General features: G+C 44.0%; 17 protein-coding genes. 5 read left to right on the top strand and 12 right to left on the bottom strand.

What is annotated here, in order from left to right; translation table 11 throughout:
• Together NL647_RS10250 and NL647_RS10255 are read left to right on the top strand one after the other, a co-directional pair.
• On the top strand, window positions 1-120 hold a 120-nt coding region (locus NL647_RS10250), incomplete at its 5' end, for a flagellin (protein WP_253650299.1).
• Window positions 121-234: 114 nt separating this feature from the next.
• Window positions 235-1359 (top strand): flagellin, encoded by a 1125-nt coding sequence (locus NL647_RS10255; protein ID WP_005451540.1) that lies wholly within the window; start codon window positions 235-237, stop codon window positions 1357-1359.
• A gap of 107 nt (window positions 1360-1466) precedes the next feature.
• On the opposite strand, the gene crr is transcribed toward NL647_RS10255, so the two are convergent.
• From crr to cysZ, 5 genes are all read right to left on the bottom strand, one after another.
• The gene (gene crr / locus NL647_RS10260; protein WP_005425608.1) at window positions 1467-1976 is read right to left on the bottom strand and encodes a PTS glucose transporter subunit IIA; all 510 of its coding nucleotides are present in this window, start codon (window positions 1974-1976) and stop codon (window positions 1467-1469) included.
• A gap of 105 nt (window positions 1977-2081) precedes the next feature.
• Window positions 2082-3806, bottom strand: coding sequence for a phosphoenolpyruvate-protein phosphotransferase PtsI (gene ptsI, locus NL647_RS10265; RefSeq protein ID WP_005451541.1), 1725 nt, complete (start codon window positions 3804-3806; stop codon window positions 2082-2084).
• A gap of 139 nt (window positions 3807-3945) precedes the next feature.
• Window positions 3946-4203 carry an HPr family phosphocarrier protein gene (locus tag NL647_RS10270; RefSeq protein WP_005436894.1) on the bottom strand — a complete coding sequence of 86 codons (258 nt, stop codon included), beginning with the start codon at window positions 4201-4203 and terminating at the stop codon, window positions 3946-3948.
• Between the two features lie 298 nt (window positions 4204-4501).
• Window positions 4502-5470 carry a cysteine synthase A gene (gene cysK, locus NL647_RS10275; protein WP_005436896.1) on the bottom strand — a complete coding sequence of 323 codons (969 nt, stop codon included), beginning with the start codon at window positions 5468-5470 and terminating at the stop codon, window positions 4502-4504.
• 166 nt (window positions 5471-5636) lie between these two features.
• Window positions 5637-6380, bottom strand: coding sequence for a sulfate transporter CysZ (gene cysZ, locus NL647_RS10280; protein ID WP_005451544.1), 744 nt, complete (start codon window positions 6378-6380; stop codon window positions 5637-5639).
• A 249-nt stretch (window positions 6381-6629) separates the two neighbouring features.
• On the opposite strand from cysZ, the gene zipA reads away from it, so the two are divergent.
• The 3 genes from zipA (at window position 6630) to NL647_RS10295 (ending at window position 11617) form a co-directional block, all read left to right on the top strand.
• Entirely contained in the window at window positions 6630-7598 is a 969-nt protein-coding gene (gene zipA, locus NL647_RS10285; protein ID WP_029788503.1) for a cell division protein ZipA, read from the top strand.
• Between the two features lie 88 nt (window positions 7599-7686).
• Window positions 7687-9699, top strand: a complete 2013-nt coding sequence (gene ligA / locus NL647_RS10290; protein WP_005451546.1) for an NAD-dependent DNA ligase LigA — start codon at window positions 7687-7689, stop codon at window positions 9697-9699.
• 511 nt (window positions 9700-10210) lie between these two features.
• Window positions 10211-11617 (top strand): hypothetical protein, encoded by a 1407-nt coding sequence (locus tag NL647_RS10295; RefSeq protein WP_005451547.1) that lies wholly within the window; start codon window positions 10211-10213, stop codon window positions 11615-11617.
• A gap of 39 nt (window positions 11618-11656) precedes the next feature.
• Here the strand turns inward: NL647_RS10295 and NL647_RS10300 are convergent, their stop codons facing one another.
• From NL647_RS10300 to NL647_RS10330, 7 genes are all read right to left on the bottom strand, one after another.
• Window positions 11657-11839 carry a hypothetical protein gene (locus NL647_RS10300; RefSeq protein ID WP_009698603.1) on the bottom strand — a complete coding sequence of 61 codons (183 nt, stop codon included), beginning with the start codon at window positions 11837-11839 and terminating at the stop codon, window positions 11657-11659.
• Between the two features lie 119 nt (window positions 11840-11958).
• Window positions 11959-12141, bottom strand: coding sequence for a hypothetical protein (locus NL647_RS10305; protein WP_100216240.1), 183 nt, complete (start codon window positions 12139-12141; stop codon window positions 11959-11961).
• 330 nt (window positions 12142-12471) lie between these two features.
• Window positions 12472-12933 carry an NfeD family protein gene (locus NL647_RS10310; protein ID WP_047513000.1) on the bottom strand — a complete coding sequence of 154 codons (462 nt, stop codon included), beginning with the start codon at window positions 12931-12933 and terminating at the stop codon, window positions 12472-12474.
• 9 nt (window positions 12934-12942) lie between these two features.
• Window positions 12943-13857 (bottom strand): SPFH domain-containing protein, encoded by a 915-nt coding sequence (locus NL647_RS10315; protein WP_005451550.1) that lies wholly within the window; start codon window positions 13855-13857, stop codon window positions 12943-12945.
• A gap of 157 nt (window positions 13858-14014) precedes the next feature.
• The gene (locus NL647_RS10320) at window positions 14015-14869 is read right to left on the bottom strand and encodes a co-chaperone YbbN (RefSeq protein ID WP_017818943.1); all 855 of its coding nucleotides are present in this window, start codon (window positions 14867-14869) and stop codon (window positions 14015-14017) included.
• 456 nt (window positions 14870-15325) lie between these two features.
• Window positions 15326-16153 carry an SDR family oxidoreductase gene (locus tag NL647_RS10325; RefSeq protein ID WP_253650120.1) on the bottom strand — a complete coding sequence of 276 codons (828 nt, stop codon included), beginning with the start codon at window positions 16151-16153 and terminating at the stop codon, window positions 15326-15328.
• 37 nt (window positions 16154-16190) lie between these two features.
• Window positions 16191-17108: a TIGR01777 family oxidoreductase gene (locus tag NL647_RS10330; RefSeq protein ID WP_005451554.1), complete on the bottom strand. Its 918-nt coding sequence runs from the start codon at window positions 17106-17108 to the stop codon at window positions 16191-16193.

The raw sequence follows: 17108 nt of genomic DNA on the forward strand, positions 1-17108 counted from the left end.
ACCGACTTCGCGAAAGAAACGACTCAAATGACTAAGTCACAAATTCTATCGCAAGCGTCAAGCTCAATCCTTGCGCAAGCGAAACAAGCGCCTAACTCAGCGCTAAGCCTACTAGGTTAATCAACCTAATACGACGCGATACAAAAGCCAGGTTCATCCCTGGCTTTTTGCATATTCGAATCACGCATTAGGGACACCGAATAGGATAGGTGACAAGGAGTTTGTATCGATTAGATGGTCTCTTTAAATACCAATGTCACTGCGATGATGACGCAGCGACATCTCAGTCATGCGGCTGAGCAAAACATAGAGTCTCAGCGAAACCTCACCTCGGGTTATCGGATTAATTCCGCCAGTGATGATGCTGCAGGTCTGCAAATCTCCAATACTCTTAATGTCCAAACGAGAGGGCTTGATGTCGCCTTGAGAAATGCGCACGATGCGTATTCGGTGGCACAAACCGCAGAAGGCGCTTTGCATGAGAGCAGTGATATATTGCAACGCTTGCGCTCTCTGGGGCTTCAAGCGGCAAACGGCAGTAATGACTCAAGTGATCGGCAAAGTATTCAATACGAGGTCGTAGCGCTGCAAGATGAGCTTGATCGTGTCGCGATCACGACAACATTTGCAGATAAAAACCTGTTTGATGGTTCTTACGGCTCGCAAAGCTTCCATATTGGAGCGAATGCCAACTCTATCTCTCTGACACTGCGGAATATGCGCAGTCACATCCCGGAGATGGGAGGGCAGCATTATGTTGGTGATGCGGTCGATAAAGATTGGCGAGTCACTAAAGATAATCAAACCCTTAAATTTGAATACCAAGACAGTAAAGGGCAAACCCAAACAGAATCTATTGGGCTCAAACTAGGAGATCGCATTGAACAGGTTGCTACTTATATCAATGCGCAGCAATCGATAGTGAGTGCCTCAGTGACTGAAAACAATGAACTGCAATTCTTTGCCTCGACGCTGAATGCACCTGAAGGTGTAACGTTAGAGGGCAGTTTAACGGATGAGCTTGATGTTAGTGCTGGTGGTTTAGTCACAATGGACGACATCGATATGTCGACTGTTGGCGGGGCGCAGCTTTCAGTTGGGGTAATTGATGCAGCAATTAAGTATGTTGATTCGCATCGAAGTGAAATAGGTGGCTTCCAAAACCGGGTTAGCGGCACGATGGATAACCTTAACACGGTGAACCGGAGTGTGACCGAATCAAAAGGGCGGATACGCGATACTGATTTTGCTCGTGAGTCGACGGAGATGGTACGGTCACAAGTGCTGCAAGATGCGACGACCGCATTATTAGCCCAAGCGAAGCAGAGACCGAGCTCGGCACTTGGCTTGCTCAGTTGAGCGGGTTGAGCGGGTTGCAGCGATGAACATCGCTCAGGAACAAAAGTTTCAGGTAATAAAAAACGCTGCCAATGGCAGCGTTTTTTTCGTGTTCAGCTAAGTAAAAATTACTTAGTTACACGTAGAACTGGAGTTTCACCAACAGTAACAGAACCAGAAAGCTTGTTTAGCTCTTTGATTTCGTCCATGTTAGAGATAACAACTGGAGTTAGCGTTGATTTCGCTTTCTCTTCTAGAAGAGCTAGGTCGAATTCAATTACAGTGTCGCCAGCTTTAACAGTTTGACCTTCTTCAGCGATACGCTTGAAGCCTTCGCCTTTAAGTTCAACAGTATCGATACCGAAGTGAACGAAAAGCTCAACACCGTCGTCAGACTCGATAGAGAACGCGTGGTTCGTTTCGAAGATCTTACCGATAGTACCGTTTACAGGAGCTACCATTTTGTTACCAGCAGGTTTGATAGCAATACCATCACCAACGATTTTCTCAGCGAAAACAACATCTGGCACATCTTCAATGTTCACGATCTCACCAGAAAGTGGTGCGATGATTTCGATTGCACCTGCGTCAGCGCTGTCGTCAGATACTAGCTTCTTAAGTTTGTCAAACAGACCCATTGTGTCATGCTCCTAACGTTTTATTTAATTCTGTCGAATTATAGTATACCAATCTTTCGAGATAGACGACTTTTTTTAACCGCCTATCTCATTGGAATTAGTTGATTATTGAGTTTTCTCTGCAATGAACTTTTCTACAACTGCTTCAATTTCTGCTGCTGTTGGTAGAGAAAGTGCTTCTTCAGCCATTGCTTTCACTTCTGCGAAGTTAGAGTTACGGATAACTTTCTTCACTTTAGGGATAGAGATGCCGCTCATTGAGAACTCGTCTAGACCCATACCTAGAAGTAGAAGTGTTGCACGCTCATCACCTGCTAGCTCACCACACATACCAGTCCACTTACCTTCAGCGTGAGAAGCGTCGATAACTTGCTTAATCACAGTAAGTACAGCTGGTGATAGTGGGTTGTATAGGTGAGAAATCATCTCGTTACCACGGTCAACCGCTAGTGTGTACTGAGTTAGGTCGTTTGTACCGATAGAGAAGAAAGATACTTCCTTCGCTAGGTGGTGCGCGATAGCTGCTGCAGCTGGAGTCTCAACCATTACACCGATTTCGATGTTTTCGTCGAATGCATGACCTTCAGCGCGTAGTTCTGCTTTGTACTCTTCGATCGCTTTCTTAAGCTCACGGATTTCTTCAACAGAGATGATCATTGGGAACATGATACGCAGTTTACCGTGTGCAGATGCACGTAGGATACCACGTAGCTGGTCACGTAGGATTTCACGACGATCCAAGCTGATACGTACTGCACGCCAGCCTAGGAACGGGTTCATCTCTTTTGGAAGATCCATGTATGGAAGATCTTTGTCGCCGCCGATATCCATAGTACGGATGATCACAGCGTGACCGTTCATTGCTTCAGCAACTTCTTTGTAAGCTTGGTATTGCTCTTCTTCAGTTGGAAGTGCGTCACGGTCCATGAATAGGAATTCAGTACGGTACAGACCAACACCTTCACCACCGTTACGGATGATACCGTCACAGTCTTTAACAGTACCGATGTTACCGCAAACTTCTACGCGGTGACCGTCAGTTGTTTCTGCGTGTAGGTCTTTTAGCTTAGCTAGCTCTTCTTTTTCAGCAAGGAATGCAGCTTTAACTGCTTTTGCTTCTTCTAGCTCAGCGTCAGATGGGTTGATAACGAGCTTGTTGTTCATCGCATCAAGAATCAGCATGTCGCCGTTCTTAACTTGCTTAGTGATGTCGTTAGTACCAACGATAGCTGGAAGCTCAAGAGAGCGAGCCATGATTGAAGTGTGAGAAGTGCGACCGCCGATGTCACAAGCAAAACCAAGAACGTAGTCTAGGTTGATCTGTGCAGTTTCAGATGGCGTTAGGTCGTAAGCTACTAGGATAACTTCTTGATCAATATCGCTTAGAGAGACGATGTTGATACCTAGAGCGTTCTTAACGAAACGAGAACCGATATCACGGATGTCAGTTGCACGTTCTTTCAGGTATTCGTCGTCTAGAGACTCAAGAGCCGTTGCTTGCTCTTCGATCACAGAGTGGATCGCGTGGTCAGCAGACATTTTGTCGTTTTTGATAAGTGCTAGGATTTCCTCTTCTAGCTCTTCGTCTTCAAGAAGCATGATGTGACCTTCAAAGATCGCTTCTTTTTCTTCGCCAAACGTTTCAAGCGCTTTTTGCTTGATAGTTTCTAGTTGAGCAGAAGATTTGTTACGAGCGTCAAAGAAACGTGCAACTTCTGCTTCTACTTGATCATCAGAAATAGTGTTTGTGTTTAGGACAATTTCATCTTCTTGAAGTAGTAGTGCTTTACCGATTGCAATACCAGGAGATGCTAGGATGCCTGAAATCATAGCCTTACCTTAAGTTGGTCAACTTTATAAAACGGGAGAATAATGGGTGCGCTAACGAATAGTTTTAGCTTAGTTTTGAGTCTATTTCCAACGAAGCCATTTTGCTTTCACAAAATGGCTTCTGAAATAGGAGACCGAATTAGTGTAGTTGGTCCATTAGAGCAACTAGGTGGTCAACTGCTTGCTGAGCTTGTGGGCCTTCAGCTGAGATAGTTACTAGAGTACCTTTTACTAGGCCTAGTGTTTGTAGCTTGAATAGGCTCTTAGCGCTAGCGCTTTTACCGTTAGAAGTCACAGTGATGTCCGCGTCGAATGCTTTAGCTTCTTTAACGAACTGTGCAGCTGGACGAGTGTGAAGACCGTTTTCTGCTGTGATTTCTACTTGCTTCTCGTACATGTGATATACCCCAATAAATGTATTTTTTTGTTAGTTTGTGACTAAGTTTTAGCTTAACTGCTTTACACCTTGTGCGCTAGCACGGGAGAGTTCAAAGCGTGTCAGAACTGATACTAGTCAAAAGTTTGGTAATTACGCAACTGTTTGCGTGCGTAATTACACTGAAACCTTTTTGGTTTAGATTCTTTATTTTGAACCTAAAAATAAAACACCCTGATATTACCAAAGGTGGGGCAGGGATCAACAAAAAAGCCCCTGAACGGGGCTTTTTTAAACGAAAAATTGATTTGACCACATATTACTGTTGGTTCTCTTTCTCGGTAAAGATACCAGCAAATAGTGCTGTACTTAGGTAACGTTCACCAGAGCTTGGTAGAACTGTTACGATTGTTTTTCCTTCAAATTCAGGAAGTTCTGCGAGTCGGTTTGCTGCAACGACTGCTGCACCTGATGAGATGCCAGCTAGGATGCCTTCTTCTTCCATTAGGCGACGAGCCATCTCGATCGCTTCTTCAGAAGTCACTTGCTCAACACGGTCTAGAAGTTCTAAATCTAAGTTACCAGGGATGAAACCTGCACCAATACCTTGGATTTTGTGAGGCGCTGGTTGGATTTCTTCACCTGCTAGCGCTTGCGCAATTACTGGTGATTCTGCTGGCTCTACTGCAACAGATGTGATGGCTTTGCCTTTCTCACCTTTGATGTAGCGGCTTGTGCCTGTGATGGTACCGCCTGTACCTACACCTGCTACGAATACATCGATTTCACCGTCTGTTGCTTCCCAGATTTCTGGACCAGTTGTCTTCTCATGAATCTCTGGGTTGGCAGGGTTGTTGAACTGCTGTAGAAGAAGGTATTTGTCTGGATTGCTTGCAACGATTTCTTCCGCTTTAGCGATCGCGCCTTTCATACCTTTTGCTGCTTCTGTTAGTTCTAGATTTGCACCTAGCGCTTTAAGAAGCTTACGACGCTCAAGGCTCATTGATTCTGGCATTGTCAGAGTGAGCTTGTAACCGCGAGCGGCTGCTACGAATGCAAGTGCAACACCTGTGTTACCACTGGTTGGCTCAACTAGCTCAACGCCCGGCTTAAGAGTACCTGCCTTTTCTGCTTCCCAAATCATGTTCGCACCAATACGGCACTTAACACTGAAGCTTGGGTTACGCGCTTCGATTTTCGCCAAAACTTTACCTTTGCTCACTTTATTCAAGCGAACAAGAGGTGTGTTACCGATAGTAAGAGAGTTGTCTTCGTAGATCTTGCTCATAGTGATGTTCCTTCATTACACGATATTGTGAATATGAGTAGAAGAATATGCGGTCTCAAAAAAAGGGAAAAGGATTAAAAAGTTATATCTTATGAGGTTGGTCGAGAATTGAGCAAAATGAAAGGGGAGGCATCTAAAACCTCCCCGTATCGAATGAAAGTGTGAGTTATTGTTGATGCTTAAATTCGTTCACCCACATTGCAGTTGCACCGCAGACAGCAACAGGCATAACAATTAGGTTAAGAATTGGAATCGTGGTAAACACCGAAACCAACACTCCAAAGCCATAGGCTTTCCCTTGCTTTTGTTTCAATTTGTAACGCATCTCGTTGAAAGACACTTTATGGTTATCAAACGGATAGTCACAGTACTGGATAGCAAGCATCCAAGCGGTGAAGATGAACCACAAGAAAGGTCCAACCGTTTGCCCGAGTGCAGGGATCAACAGAAGAAGAAACAAGCCAATCGCTTTTGGTAGGACATAAAGCAATTTTCGCCATTCTCGTGCTAGCACGCGAGGGACATCTTTTATCACCGCAGCCATGCCATCATCATTCACTTTTTGACCCGTTAAGGACTCTTCGACTTTTTCAGCGAGTAAACCATTGAATGGTGCGGCGATGAAGTTAGCTAATGTACTAAAGAAATAAGAGAATGTGGCGAGAATAGTTAACACCAATATTGGCCATAATATGTAGGTAAGCCAAGAGAGAAAATCTGGTAACTGACCAATCCAGTTCTGGATCCAAACATCGAGATGGGAGAATAGATAGAAAATCGCGCCACCCACGAGTAATACGTTGGCAAGTAATGGCAAAACCACAAAGCGACGGATCTCCGGAGAGAGTGCTATTTGAATCCCATATAGGAAGTAACCGAATCCGGTTCTAGGCTGATTATTCAACTTCATATCTATTTTGTTTCGTGTAAGTGAAAACTCATTGTACCTGTGGATGGTTTTCTTTCAATGCCCTAACATTTTGGGTCTTGTAAAGTGGAATCGTGGCAAGAATCACAACAAAAAACCGAACTTCTTGCATTAAGTTGTTCTAAACCTACATATAGTTTTGGTAAAGTAAAAGCATCATTCGGATTTATTGCACTTGGGTTACTGCTCAAGGATGTGCGAGTAGTAGAACAAGTAGATTGAGAGTAAATAATGCAGGAATTGCGATTCGTACTCATTGTTGTTGGCGCATTAGCCATCGCCGCATTGCTATTTCATGGTCTGTGGACAAGCAAAAAAGAAGGCAAAGCAAAATTTGGTAACAAGCCGCTTGGTAAGTTGGATGTTGACCAAGAGGATAAAGAGTCTCCAGAACAAGAGCGTGATTTTGCTCCTGCTCCAGAAGACGACTTCGAAATCATCCGTAAAGATCGCAAAGAGCCAGACTTTGGGATGGAGAATTCATTTGATAATAAATTCGCTTCTGATCCTCTGATCGATGATGTTCTTGATGTAAAAGAAGAGAAAGAGCATAAAGAAGAGCAAGAAATCCCAGCTTTTGTTGCGACAAAAACAGAAGAAGACGTGGTAGAGCCAGTTTTACAAGAGTCAGTAGACACTTTTGCTGAAAACGAAACTATCGCGGAAAAAGAAGAAATTATCGAACCGGTATTTGAAGCAACGGTTGTACCAGAATCGGCAGAAGTAGAGATTGCGCCTGTAATGACAGAGGTAGCGGTTGAAGAGCCGAAGCCAGAGCCAGAAATGCAAGTGATTGTGTTAAATGTGCACTGTGCAGGCGAAGAGCCATTTATTGGTACTAAGCTATTCGATAGCCTTCAGCAAAACGGTTTGATTTACGGTGAAATGAATATCTTCCATCGTCATGTGGACTTGTCTGGCAATGGTAAAGTGTTATTCAGTGTTGCAAACATGATGCAGCCGGGTACGTTAGAGCACGGTGACCCAGCAGAGTTTTCAACGAAAGGTATTTCCTTCTTTATGACTCTCCCTTGCTATGGTGAAGCAGACCAAAACTTCAACCTTATGCTGCGTATTGCACAGCAAGTCGCGGACGATATGGGGGGGAACGTACTGGATGATCAACGTAACCTGATGACACCTGATCGATTAGCATCATATCGACGTCAAATAGTTGAGTTTAATGCTGCTAACGCATAACCTTAACACCAAATAATGATAGGGCTCCGTTAGGAGCCCTTTTTCTTAGATTCCCAACCTCATTAATGAATATACACGGGGCTTTAATATGTCTGAATCAGTACATCAGCGACTAGAAGAGCTAAAAGAGTCGTTGCATTACCACGCGGTTCGTTACTACGTGGAAGATAACCCAGAGATTCCAGATGCAGAATACGATCGTATGATGCGTGAATTATTGGATATTGAAGCCGAACACCCAGAACTGGTTACCGTCGACTCTCCAAGTCAACGCGTAGGAGGTCAGCCACTGTCTGAGTTCAGCCAAGTTACTCATGAAGTGCCGATGCTATCGTTGGATAACGCTTTTGATGATGCGGAACTGGATGGTTTTCATAAACGCGCTCAAGATCGCGTTGTCGGTCATACCATCAAACAGTACTGCTGTGAGCCTAAGCTTGACGGTTTGGCTGTAAGTCTATTGTACGAAGATGGTGTCTTGGTCCAGGCTGCGACACGTGGTGATGGTACTACTGGTGAAAACATCACGGAAAATGTGCGTACCATCAGCGCAATTCCATTAAAGCTGCAGGGTAAAGACTGGCCGACACGTCTAGAAGTTCGTGGTGAAGTCTTTATGCCAAAAGCGGGTTTTGACAAACTTAACGAGATCGCTCGTCAAAAAGGCGAGAAAGTTTTTGTTAACCCACGTAACGCGGCGGCGGGCAGTCTGCGTCAACTAGATTCACGTATTACCGCTTCGCGTCCATTGAGCTTTTATGCTTACAGTGTTGGCGTTGTTGAAGGTGCTACGTTAGCAAACAGCCACTACGAGCGATTCTTACAAATCAAATCTTGGGGCTTACCAATGTGCCCTGAAACCAAGCGAGTCGATAACTTGGAAGAGGTAAAAGCCTACTACCAAGACATTCTTAACCGTCGTGAAGCTTTGGCGTATGAAATTGATGGCGTCGTCATTAAAGTTGATGATATTGCAATTCAAGAGCGTTTGGGTTTTGTTGCTCGTGCTCCTCGTTGGGCAATCGCGTATAAATTCCCTGCGCAAGAAGAAATTACCACGCTAAATGATGTGGAGTTCCAAGTTGGTCGTACAGGTGCCATTACGCCAGTAGCTAAGCTTGAGCCAGTATTTGTTGGTGGTGTCACGGTAAGTAATGCAACTCTTCACAACGCAGACGAGATTGAACGTTTACAAGTGATGGTAGGTGATCAAGTAGTGATTCGTCGTGCTGGTGATGTGATTCCGCAAGTTGTCTCTGTTATCAAAGAACGTCGCCCAGAAACGGCGCGCGAGATCCTATTCCCCAATGCTTGTCCGGTATGTGGCTCTCATGTTGAACGTATCGAAGGTGAAGCCGTTACACGTTGTACTGGTGGTTTAGTATGTCAGGCTCAACGTAAAGAAGCGTTAAAACACTTTGTGTCTCGTAAGGCGCTAGATGTAGACGGATTGGGCGAGAAGGTCATTGAACAATTGGTTGATCGTGAGATGGTCGAAACGCCAGCTGACCTGTTCAAGCTTTCTGCAGGCGTACTGACGGTCTTGGAACGAATGGGACCGAAATCGGCAACCAACGTTGTGAATGCTCTTGAGAAATCAAAACTAACAACATTGCCACGTTTCTTGTACTCACTTGGTATCCGAGAAGTCGGTGAAGCTACAGCTGCAAACCTTGCACAACATTTCAAGAACCTTGAAACCATTGAGCAAGCAACAGAAGAGCAGTTGGTTGAGGTTCAAGATATTGGTGTGGTCGTAGCAAAACACATTACCACTTTCTTCAGCGAAGAGAAAAACCAAGCGGTTGTACAAGACCTACTGGCGCAGGGCATTCACTGGCCAGAAATCGCCACACCACAGGAAGGGGTCGAATTACCTTTGGAAGGTAAAACCGTGGTGTTAACCGGTACGCTTTCTCAGTTAGGCCGTTCAGAGGCGAAAGAAGCACTACAGAATTTAGGCGCAAAAGTAACTGGTAGTGTTTCGAAGAAAACAGATATTTTGTTTGCTGGAGAAAATGCCGGTTCTAAGCTAGCTAAAGCTCAAGAACTTGGAATTGAGATTCAAACTGAGCAAGACTTACTCAATTTGATGAAATAACTCTCCTCAAAAAAGATAAAAAATACCTAAAAGCCCCAAGTGTCAGTTGCTTGGGGCTTTTTCTTGGCGATTAAAAAGTCATTCAATAACCGTTCAAATACCACTTTTCCTGATTTCAGTGATCGGGATCTCTCCTTACGTTATTCTTCTTTTATAACTAAAACTCTGCGATCGACTTCAAAATAGAATGGATGGGTTTTCATTATGTGTTTGATATTTAAAGCCTTTTCTTTGGTTTGTGTCTTTGGTGTTAAAAATAAGATCTGGATCAACAACTTATATGGAACTTTGGCGTTGGTCATATTTTTTTAGAAAAAAAATAAGTTCCATTTGGATGTTTTTAGATGCGAAGTTAGTCTTAGAAGCGTGGATACACGGTGTGTATGCAGGAACTAAAAAGAACCAATTTAGAAATATTGAGGTTCACTCAGGAATTTACTTCTCTCCTTCGGCGGCCAACTTAAGGCGAGATAGAAAAATACAGCTATATCCATTTTTAGGAGTTTTTTCCATGGACAAATTTTTCAAGGTTTCAGCGTTAACAGCTGCGATGTTTGGTGCGGTTGCAGTAGCTCCGGCTACAGCATCTACTGAAAGTGCAGCTGGTGGTGAGTATGTAGAAAAAGTTAACGAATTTATGCAAGACTCAAGTCTTAATGCAATGTTCGTTGTTGATACTCGTTCTCGTACTCGTACAACAGGTAAACCTGGTGGTGAGAATGGCGACCGCTGGAGCCGTCTAAACTACTCATCTTACAACGCGATCATTGACTTCACTTCTGGCTACCATGATGGTTGGTTAGGTGCAGACGTAGCAGCTTACTACTCTGGCGACCTATACAACGATAGCTTGAAAGGCGCAGACGGTTACCTATGTAACGAGATCTCTACTTGTACTAACCTAGACTGGGGTGCAGGTGACGGTGATCAACTTAAAGTTTACAAAGCTGCTCTGAAGTTTAAGACTGGCGAAAACTTTAACGCTCGCTTCGGTATGTTGCAAGCTGGTGGTAATGGCACAATCGGTAACGTTTGGAGCTTCGTACCAGGTACTTACCGTGGTTTCGAACTAAACGCGAAGCTGGGTGATTTCAACCTAAGCTACTTTGGTGCAGACCAATTTACAGCACCATGGTTGCTACACGAAGATGACTACGCGCCAGCACTATGGTCAGACACTTCTTGGAGCTACCTACACTCTCTAGGTTTGAACGGTAACATTACTGACGCTCTATTCTTCCAAGTTGGTCTTGGTCAAGCGACAGGCGTTAAATATGCTAACGGTATCGACTGGGGTGCAGGTCAAGTAACTAGCTACCATGACGAAACTGATAACACGTCATACAAAGCTTACTTGAAGTACACAGTAAGTGACCGTACTACTCTTGCATTTGACTTCTACGGTGTTGATGACGATGTGAAATACGATGGTCTAGGTTTCCACACTGGTCTATCTCTAAACCAATCGTTCGGTAAACTGTCTTGGATGTCTGAACTACGTTACACAGACACAGACAACCGTTCAGATTTCGTTCCTCGTACAATCCATACTTACGGTATGAATAACGGTACTTGGTCACAATGGTGGGATGCTCTATCTGACTGGAACAAAGCTGGCGAGCTAGCTTGGTACAACCGTCTATCTTACAACCAAGGTAACGGCTGGAACTACTACCTAGGCTTCGGCTACGGTTCTGGTGCAGACTCTGCAGCAAGCGGCGCATCTGGTGACTGGGATTACGAGAGCGAGTACGCAGTTAACGCAACAGTTTCTTACTCTCTACAAAGCGGTTCTCTTAAAGGTACAACCGTGCGTCTACACGGTACTATCCTAGAGCGTGACGAGTTTGCTGGTGCAGCAGACGCGGATGAGACAGACCTACGTCTACAAGTTCTTATCCCATACAGCTTCCACTAATATTTAGAAGTTAAGAAAAGGAGCCAATCGGCTCCTTTTTTATTTTACTTCTTTTCCGTCATACATTTTGCAATATAGGGGAGGAAGCATGTGTACGTTGCCGTTGGGCAATTCACACTTTATTTCCGGTGCTAATGTTCTACCACCAGAAGCGCCATTTGCTAGCGAAGTCAATGGCATTAATGCAGCGATAGCGACTAATAATCCAGTTACCAGTTTCATATTATTTACCTTGTAATCTAGAATGTATTTTCTTTTTAATTTCACTTAATTACTTGAGTTCGTTGTTTAGGTGGGAAATATTAAAGCGTAGCGTTCTGCTCCTTAATCTAACCTACGATTTAGTTGTCCCATGAACCACCTTGAAAGCGGCACATCTCACTAGGTAGATGGGCAACATCGCCACTTGGTAAAACACATTCAACGATAGGTCCTAGATTGGTGGTGCCTCCATTCCCGTTGTTATAGGCGAATGAAGAAAACGCAAACGCGCTGCACGCTAAAAACAAAAAACACTTCTTCATAGTACATCCTCTTACTTACCTTAAAAAAATATAAGCATTTAATTGCCATGCTTATGCGTTAAGTATGTATAGAGACCTAGAAAGATCAAAAATTAATTCAACAGTGTTTTATTTTTTAAAATGAATTTAGATTTTAAATTTTGGGATATATTTATCTATGTGCTTGAAATTTTAATTTAGTAGGAGGATCTGTTTTGACAAAGGAGAGAATATTAATAATATTTCTATTACTTAATTTTTGTGGTTAATTTAAATAAGTAGATGAAATAAAAGCATTAGTCACGGAAAGGAAATAAAAGGATGCTGAGCACCCTTTTATTTTGACACAAATCAGCGAGAAACCGGTTTAATCTTCAAAATTATGCCGTCTACGGCGATAATTTCGACCCGAGTTCCCGTCGGCAATTCGTGTTCGCATTCAGCTGACCACGTTGTATCTGCCACTCTAAGACGATTTATTCCAATGTGAAAATCTTCTTCGAGCGTGACAATATTACCTATCAGCTGTTTGTGTTTTTGATTGAGATCTCTGGCTTGATCACTTTTGCGATCCTTGGACCATTGCTTTCTCCACCATAGCCAAGTGGTAACCAAACTGAAAGCCACAAAGGCAAGCCACTGCATCTGCCAACTCATTGGTAAGAAAGATAGGATAGCGCCAACGATCAGGGCGGAAATGCCTAGCCAAAGAAAATAGCCTGCTGTGCCCAATAGCTCTACAGCGAGCAAGGCTAAACCAAGCGCAATCCAATGCCAGAATGACACGCTTTCTAATAGGCTAAATAAATCCATAGGCAATCCTTAGTCCTTACTTTGTTTGAACATTTCAGCAATACCCGCGACTGAGCCCATTAGACCTGTCGCTTCGATCGGCATCATGATGATCTTACCATTTTCCGCTTGACCGATACTCTTCAGTGCATCGGTATAACCTTGGGCAATAAAGTAGTTAACCGCCTGAACATCACCTTTAGCGATTGCTTCAGATACCATGTAAGTCGCTTTTGCTTCTGCTTGAGCTGCACGCTCACGCGCTTCCGCATGTAAGATCGCCGATTGCTTTTCACCTTCCGCTTTCAGAATTTCCGATTGTTTTTGACCTTCTGCTCGTAAGATTTCTGCTTGACGTATCCCTTCAGCTTCTAGGATTTCAGCACGCTTATTACGTTCTGCTTTCATCTGAGCGTTCATTGCTGCTGTTAGATCTGCTGGTGGTTGAACGTCTTTGATCTCGATACGAGTTACTTTTACGCCCCAAGGGTTGGTTGCTTGGTCAACGATAGAGAGCAATTTGGTGTTGATCATGTCACGCTGGCTAAGCATCTCATCCAATTCCATTGAGCCGAGCACGGTACGAATGTTCGTTAGTGTTAGGTTACGGATAGCGTGTTCTAGATCGTTGACTTCATACGCCGCTTTGGCTGCGTCGATGACTTGGACAAAGCCGACTGCATCGATAACAACATTCGCGTTGTCTTTTGAGATGACTTCTTGTGCCGGGATGTCCAGTACACGTTCCATCATGTTGACTTTTTGACCTACGCGATCAACGAAAGGAATGATTAGGTTTAGACCTGGCTTTAAGGTGTGGGTATAACGTCCGAAGCGTTCGACGGTCCAGTTGTTCCCTTGTGGTACGGTTTTGATCCCAGAAGCGAGGACAATAATGGCTAGTACAACTAAGATCCCGATGGTGATCAATGAGTCGATTGGCATGTTCTATTCCCTTAAGTGCATAATGTTTGTTTCATTTTTACTCATTTAGGCTTATGACACAATCGTAGAAATGAGAGCCTCGATAAATTATAGACAGAATAAAGGCCGGATTAATCCGACCTTTTTATATTTTTAATTCAGCAGGTTAGTACTTTAATTAGTAGAGAATAGAGTACAACTGACGACGGAATTTACTTGCTAATGCATTGCCTTGACCCAATGCACTTAAGATATCCATAAAAGTTTTCTTCACTTCACCGTCTTGTGCGCCGAGGTTGGTTTTTAAAATATTCCAAAGTAGCTCCAACGCTTCTTCATCGCGACCAACTTGGTTGTATTGAACTGCAAGCTCACATGCCAATTCGAAGTTATCTGGGTTTGCGGCTAGCTCTTGTTCAAGGCGTTGAAGCTCTGGGCTATCTGCTGCTTGGAGGTGCAGATCTAACTTGGCAATCAATCCCTTATAGTAGTTATCTTGATATTCCAGTGGGATTGCACTCAATAGCGTTTGTGCCAATTCAAATTGTTTGGTTTCTAGCAAACAATCTGCCATCGCTAGTTTTACATCACCGCGGTTTTGCAGATCTTCTGAAAGGGTTTGCAAAATAGCTAGAGCTTGAGCATGTTCGCCTTGTTGTAGCAACTCGCTTGCTTGCTTTAACTGCATTTCGTCTTGGCTTGGGAGGTGTTTTTGCAGCATGGCTGAAATGGCATCAATCGGCTGAGGACCACCCATACCATCTACCGCTTGACCGTTCATAAACAACGCGATAGTTGGTAAGACTTGTACGCCAAACTGTGATGCTAAAGCTGGTTGCTGCTCACAGTTCAATAGAGCAAGGGTGAATGCACCGTTGTATTGTTGAGTTAGCATTTGTAGCTCAGGGATCACTTGCGCACTTTCTGGTTGAGCACTCGCCCAGAAGTGGATCAACACTGGCGTGTTCATTGACCCTTCAAGAGTCTCGCGGAAATTTTGTTCTGTTAACTCAACGATAAATGGGGATTGCATCAGAGTGTCCTTGCTTTTTGTTTCTTGTCGTTGATTGTAGATATGGAGTTGATATTTGGGAAATTCAAGCGATAGAAAGGAAAAACGCTGCCGAAGCAGCGTAATCCTGATAGCAAGCGAAAGTGCTATAAAACTTTGGCTATTCCAGCACGAATTAGGGAGTCTTGTTAGACATTATCTTTGTGTGCTGGGTGAGGTATCAAAATAGGATGAACACAGTCAACACTACACCCACACTAAGCCAGTTGAGCTGATTTAATGTCATTATTGTCTCGCGTAAATACAAAACAGAAAGGGTGGCGATACCAAATCTAAAGTGAGTATCAACATCGTGTTCAGGCTCGATAGATGAAGATACTAACTTAGAAATTGATTCGAACATTGAGGCTTTCTTAACCTACATGCTCATAATGACATCACATTGTTACGGTAAAATTACATTGTGATAAAAAGTTTTTATGCTGCTTGTCGCAGAATCTTATCAAGAATACGTGTTGGTAATAGGCGCTTTAACACGGCAAATACTTTAGTTGGCGTTGTAATGCGGTAGCGGATTTTTGGTTTATCGCTTGTTAGCGCATGAAGCACTGGCTCGATGCAAGATTCTGCAGGAAGCACAAATCTATTGTTCGACTTGTCGTTATCTAGACGCTGCTTCTGACCTTCGTACGCGGCTTTGTGTGGGCTGTTCTCGACATCAATCCATCGCTCGAAGGCTTTTAATGCATTGTGTCTAAATTGGGTTTCAATAGGTCCCGGCTCTATCAGTACGATTTTGATGTTGGTGTCCATCAATTCCAAACGTAGTGTGTCGGTCCAGCCTTCGAGTGCGAACTTAGAGGCATTATAGGCACCACGATATTTCATGGCTGCAAACCCAAGCACAGAGCTATTTTGGATGATTCTTCCTTCACCCTGTTTGCGCATATGTGGCAGTACTTCTCTGACTAACTGATGCCAGCCAAAAAAGTTGGTTTGAAACTGAGCTTGGAGCGCCTCTGTCGGCAAGTCTTCTAGCGCGCCAGGCTGACCATATGCCCCGTTATTGAATACGGCATATAACTTTCCGTCGGCTAGTGTTAATGCTCGCTTGACTCCCGAAGAGATGCTTTCAGAATCGTTAAGATCCAATTGAATACAGGTTAGTCCTTCGCTTGTTAAGCGTTCGACATCTTGTTCGTGCCGACAGGAGGCAATCACGTGGAAGCCCTCTTTTTTCAAAGCATGGGCACAAACGTAGCCGATGCCAGTGGAGCATCCGGTGATAAGAATGGATTTTTTCATATTAGAGGGCTCACGAAAGTATAGTGAGCCTTATGATTCAATAACTTCGATCTTGAAGCAAGTTCTTGAGTGCAGGTTCGACGCGAGAGTAGCTGAATTGAAAACCCAATTCGGTCAGCTTTTTCGGTTTGGCGCGAATGCTATCAAACAGTAAGCAAGAGGATTCTCCCATCGCCATATTCATCACCCATTTAGGGGTGAAGAGAATATGTGGACGTTTTAGCGTTTTCGCCAGTGTGCCACTAAAGATTCGATTGCTAACAGGGTGGGGAGCACATAAGTTGAATTCACCATGAGCGTGTGGCGTTTCAAGCAAGTACATAATGGCACGAACCATATCCAAAATATGGATCCATGGCATGTATTGTTTACCGCTACCCAATGGTCCCCCTAAACCTAGTTTGTAAGGCAAAATCATTTTGGCAAGTGCGCCACCATTTGGACCAAGGACAACGCCAGTACGCAACAAGCATACTCGGGTTTGTTCGGATTCTGCACGTTTTGCTATCTGCTCCCAACGAGCACAAACGGAGTGAGCGAACGCCTCGCTATTGACGTGTAAGCACTCATCAAAAGGATGGTCTTGCTGGTCGCCGTAATAACCAACGGCAGATCCACTGATGAACACCGATGGTGGCTCTGTACTTGCGTGGATCAGTGCGACAATACGCTCGGTAACCTTCCAACGGCTGTTACAAATGATCTCTTTCTGCTCCTTGCTCCAGCGCTTGTCTGCGATCGGTTCGCCTGCGAGGTTAATCACGGCATCAACATCATTAAGATCTTCAAGTGAATCAAGGGAGTCGAGATATTCAATATTACCGACATCGGCATGATTAAGTCGTTGTTTTGCTTGCTCTGGGTTACGCGTAAGCAAAATGACTTGGTGAGTGGTCAGTAACTTAAGTAGCTCTGAGCCAATAAAGCCTGTGCCGCCGGTCAGTAGTATCTTCAT

It is taken from the genome of Vibrio sp. Y29_XK_CS5, from assembly GCF_024181835.1.
GTDB lineage: Bacteria > Pseudomonadota > Gammaproteobacteria > Enterobacterales > Vibrionaceae > Vibrio > Vibrio harveyi.

Excerpts from the sequence above, each read along its gene's own strand:
- NL647_RS10255 (WP_005451540.1), top strand. The coding sequence starts at position 235 with ATGGTCTCTTTAAATACCAATGTCACTGCGATGATGACGCAGCGACAT.
- crr (WP_005425608.1), bottom strand. The coding sequence starts at position 1,976 with ATGGGTCTGTTTGACAAACTTAAGAAGCTAGTATCTGACGACAGCGCT.
- ptsI (WP_005451541.1), bottom strand. The coding sequence starts at position 3,806 with ATGATTTCAGGCATCCTAGCATCTCCTGGTATTGCAATCGGTAAAGCA.
- NL647_RS10270 (WP_005436894.1), bottom strand. The coding sequence starts at position 4,203 with ATGTACGAGAAGCAAGTAGAAATCACAGCAGAAAACGGTCTTCACACT.
- cysK (WP_005436896.1), bottom strand. The coding sequence starts at position 5,470 with ATGAGCAAGATCTACGAAGACAACTCTCTTACTATCGGTAACACACCT.
- cysZ (WP_005451544.1), bottom strand. The coding sequence starts at position 6,380 with ATGAAGTTGAATAATCAGCCTAGAACCGGATTCGGTTACTTCCTATAT.
- zipA (WP_029788503.1), top strand. The coding sequence starts at position 6,630 with ATGCAGGAATTGCGATTCGTACTCATTGTTGTTGGCGCATTAGCCATC.
- ligA (WP_005451546.1), top strand. The coding sequence starts at position 7,687 with ATGTCTGAATCAGTACATCAGCGACTAGAAGAGCTAAAAGAGTCGTTG.
- NL647_RS10295 (WP_005451547.1), top strand. The coding sequence starts at position 10,211 with ATGGACAAATTTTTCAAGGTTTCAGCGTTAACAGCTGCGATGTTTGGT.
- NL647_RS10300 (WP_009698603.1), bottom strand. The coding sequence starts at position 11,839 with ATGAAACTGGTAACTGGATTATTAGTCGCTATCGCTGCATTAATGCCA.
- NL647_RS10305 (WP_100216240.1), bottom strand. The coding sequence starts at position 12,141 with ATGAAGAAGTGTTTTTTGTTTTTAGCGTGCAGCGCGTTTGCGTTTTCT.
- NL647_RS10310 (WP_047513000.1), bottom strand. The coding sequence starts at position 12,933 with ATGGATTTATTTAGCCTATTAGAAAGCGTGTCATTCTGGCATTGGATT.
- NL647_RS10315 (WP_005451550.1), bottom strand. The coding sequence starts at position 13,857 with ATGCCAATCGACTCATTGATCACCATCGGGATCTTAGTTGTACTAGCC.
- NL647_RS10320 (WP_017818943.1), bottom strand. The coding sequence starts at position 14,869 with ATGCAATCCCCATTTATCGTTGAGTTAACAGAACAAAATTTCCGCGAG.
- NL647_RS10325 (WP_253650120.1), bottom strand. The coding sequence starts at position 16,153 with ATGAAAAAATCCATTCTTATCACCGGATGCTCCACTGGCATCGGCTAC.
- NL647_RS10330 (WP_005451554.1), bottom strand. The coding sequence starts at position 17,108 with ATGAAGATACTACTGACCGGCGGCACAGGCTTTATTGGCTCAGAGCTA.